At 37.0% G+C, this 2,802-nt stretch carries 5 protein-coding genes; all 5 read left to right on the top strand.

From position 1 onward, the window contains the following. The first annotated feature begins 62 nt into the window (after positions 1–62). The 5 genes from C1E24_RS20800 to C1E24_RS20780 all read left to right on the top strand — a co-directional run bounded on the left by C1E24_RS20800 (position 63) and on the right by C1E24_RS20780 (position 2,785). The gene (locus C1E24_RS20800) at positions 63–323 is read left to right on the top strand and encodes a hypothetical protein (RefSeq protein ID WP_138484825.1); all 261 of its coding nucleotides are present in this window, start codon (positions 63–65) and stop codon (positions 321–323) included. A 97-nt stretch (positions 324–420) separates the two neighbouring features. After that, the gene (locus tag C1E24_RS20795; protein WP_138484823.1) at positions 421–891 is read left to right on the top strand and encodes a hypothetical protein; all 471 of its coding nucleotides are present in this window, start codon (positions 421–423) and stop codon (positions 889–891) included. 103 nt (positions 892–994) lie between these two features. Next, entirely contained in the window at positions 995–1,384 is a 390-nt protein-coding gene (locus tag C1E24_RS20790) for a hypothetical protein (protein ID WP_138484822.1), read from the top strand. A gap of 105 nt (positions 1,385–1,489) precedes the next feature. Then, positions 1,490–2,260 (top strand): hypothetical protein, encoded by a 771-nt coding sequence (locus C1E24_RS20785; RefSeq protein ID WP_138484820.1) that lies wholly within the window; start codon positions 1,490–1,492, stop codon positions 2,258–2,260. A gap of 117 nt (positions 2,261–2,377) precedes the next feature. Continuing rightward, positions 2,378–2,785, top strand: a complete 408-nt coding sequence (locus tag C1E24_RS20780) for a hypothetical protein (RefSeq protein ID WP_138484818.1) — start codon at positions 2,378–2,380, stop codon at positions 2,783–2,785. The last annotated feature ends 17 nt before the right edge of the window (positions 2,786–2,802 follow it).

Raw genomic sequence — 2,802 nt, 5'->3', positions numbered from 1 at the left:
TGGGAGTCATTATGTCTATGTGCTAAAAATTTACGCACCGTCACAATAAAGGAAGGATATCTATGAAAAAAGTTTTTACTTTAGCTGTAATTTTAGGCTTTGGTTTTCTTGTTCATACGAAGTTTGTTGAGGCTGCATACGCAGTTGGTTTTGTAAAATTTTATAAAGAAACCACTTTGGAAAATTCTTCCAATCAAACTGTAAATTGTAATACTTGGGCATTCGGTGTTGTTAACGAACCAAGTTTGATAGAAAAGTATGAAAACTGTATCAATGACTATCAAAAGGATGGTTACGCAATTATTAAGCAGTCAGGCACATAACAAAGTCGTAAACTCGGACAAATAACAGTTGGCTTTGTTCGTGCCTCACAAATTTTAGCCAACTATTATTTGCCGGTTACAACGGCGTTAACTGAATATGATAAATCGAGAAAAAATCAAGAGTGTTTTGTCTGTGTTTCTGGAGTTAAAAAAGCAGAATGATTCAGATATAAGCGACAGATTAGAAAGCCAAGGTTTAAGCATTTTTGAGGCCGAAAGGGTTTCTGCATTTTTACCAAGCGCATTTTGTCGTATAGCTCTAAGCCATAAATTTGATTTAGGTTTTCCTGACACATATAAAGTTCAGGGTGTGGAAGGTGAGTTTCCTTACAAGGAGGAGCCTATTTACAAATTAGCTATCGATATAGCATCTGAAATTTATCACAATGAGCCTGAGCTATCGGAAGTTTTTAATAGTATTGTAACTCGAAGCGCTGAGTTTAATACGATTAATAAAGCTTTGAATGAGGGCGCTGAAATTGCAGGTGCATGTCTTTCAGCCACAAATTATTTTGGGTATAAAACTCTAGGTAAAAAACGAGGCTTGTTCTCTAAAGTATTCAGTTAACAAGGCCTTAAAGTCGGATTCGTAACAGTTGGCTCGATTCCGCTTCGCTACACATTTTAGCCAACTATTACTCACCGCTTAAGGCGGCGTTAGGTTTACTAGTTTGAATATAGTTATCAAAGGATTAAGAAATGCAATCCTTACAGGTTGGGGGTTGTCTTTTGCATATTTTTGGTATTTAGCAGACTTTAATGTGCTTTTTTCTCACTTGCTTTACGCTTCAGTACTAGGTGGTTTAGTAAGTGCATCTGCGTTAATCTTTTATATGCTGCCTATACACCTTTGGTTGAGCCGTAACGAACTAGTTGGTTTACATTACTATTTAATGGTCGGCCTTGTTCCTTCTATTATATTTGTATTTATACCTTCTTTTACGGACGCAACGGGTAGGTTAATTATTGAATCAATAATAACTTATGCAGTTTTCGGTGTTACTTTAACAACAGTGTTCTGGTTTTCTGTATGTTATCGTAAACCTAACAAAACAAATTAAAAGAGCGGACAAAAAACAGTTGGCTTTGTTCGTACCTCACAAATTATAGCCAACTATTTTTTGCCGTTTATTTGCGGCGTTAGCATTTTAAGTCGGTGAAACTTTATGACCGAGACAATCGAAGAAAAAATTGAAAGGTTTAAAGATTACAATCGTACTCTGATAGCTGCTGCTATATCCAAAAAAAATCGTAGGTATCAAGGGTTACCCGCCAAATTGCTTTTGTGTTCAATATTTGATTCATTGTCGATTGCAGCTTTCCCTAATGAAGATAAAGTTGGAAAACGCTACAAGCAAACAATTGCTGATCATACTGAATGGACAGATCATGATCGGGTTAGTTTGCTACAGTTAAATGGAGTTATGAAAAGAATAGACAATATTTCAAGTAACTTTGAAGAACTAAAGAATTGGGTAAGTGTAGAGACTTCAAAAAAGTTTCCATCAACTACGCGAATGTTGTCCCCTAATATCGGGCTTAATAACGATCCATTTCTTAGTGAAGTGTTGGCTCATTGGCCAATGAAAGCAGATGGTAACCCAGAAAAGCTAGGGAAGCTTTGGCCGGAGGATCTAACTCATCGAGGGCTTTTCTGGAAATATCGCAACAAATTAGCTCACGAGTTTCGTCTTCCTGGTAAAGGGTCTCAATCCCCATTCCGATGGGAGCATGAGCCTTACTATCAAGAAATGTCGACAATAACAGATGTTGACCCAGTGAATGGATTAATTTTTGACAACCACTGGGAGCTAATATATCCAACAGGATTTTTCCTTAATATTGTTAAGGAATCCCTTGACAGTATATATCTAAAATATATGCATGAAAAAACTAGCCCATTTTTGCTTTATGATGAAAGCGATTTATGGCTGTGAATTTATGAATGCTAACAAAGCCAAGCACCATCGCGCACTGCGTGCGCTGGACCTCGCTACGCTCGGCCGGTGTTGGCGGCGTTATAAGCCCTTTGAGCTTGGAGTCTAGAAGATAAAATGAAGCCTAATTACTTCATAAAAACTGAAAAGGTTGGAGTCTCATTTCCTGCAATATGGTGCATCGTGTCATTGGTTATAGGGTTTGCTTTCTTTGAGGTTGGTGCGGCAATATTTGTTTCAATCATGTCTTTTGCATTATGCTTGCTTTTAAGTAAGTTCACACAGTTCGTTTTAAGCTTTCAGTCACATAGTGGTATAGTTTCGAATAGTACTTTTGAAAGTGTACTAAGATTTATTTGGTTTGCTTCAGTGATTGGCTTTTTTATTAATATTGCTACTTCAGCTTTAGGTAAACCACCCCAAGAAGCTTATTTCCATATTGTATTTTCAATTGTCTATTTTGGTTTTACCTTAGCTGCTTCCAAAATGTGGGGTTGTGCGTACAAAAATAAAGTGGGCTTATAACACATATGAACCTTCTC

The sequence above is a fragment of the Pseudoalteromonas phenolica genome, from assembly GCF_005876835.1.
Lineage (GTDB): Bacteria > Pseudomonadota > Gammaproteobacteria > Enterobacterales > Alteromonadaceae > Pseudoalteromonas > Pseudoalteromonas phenolica_B.
The sequence above is the reverse complement of the archived record's forward strand: the minus strand, read 5'-3'. Positions and strand labels throughout refer to the sequence as shown.

Coding starts and splice junctions, on each gene's coding strand:
- C1E24_RS20800 (WP_138484825.1), top strand. CDS start 63: ATGAAAAAAGTTTTTACTTTAGCTGTAATTTTAGGCTTTGGTTTTCTT.
- C1E24_RS20795 (WP_138484823.1), top strand. CDS start 421: ATGATAAATCGAGAAAAAATCAAGAGTGTTTTGTCTGTGTTTCTGGAG.
- C1E24_RS20785 (WP_138484820.1), top strand. CDS start 1,490: ATGACCGAGACAATCGAAGAAAAAATTGAAAGGTTTAAAGATTACAAT.
- C1E24_RS20780 (WP_138484818.1), top strand. CDS start 2,378: ATGAAGCCTAATTACTTCATAAAAACTGAAAAGGTTGGAGTCTCATTT.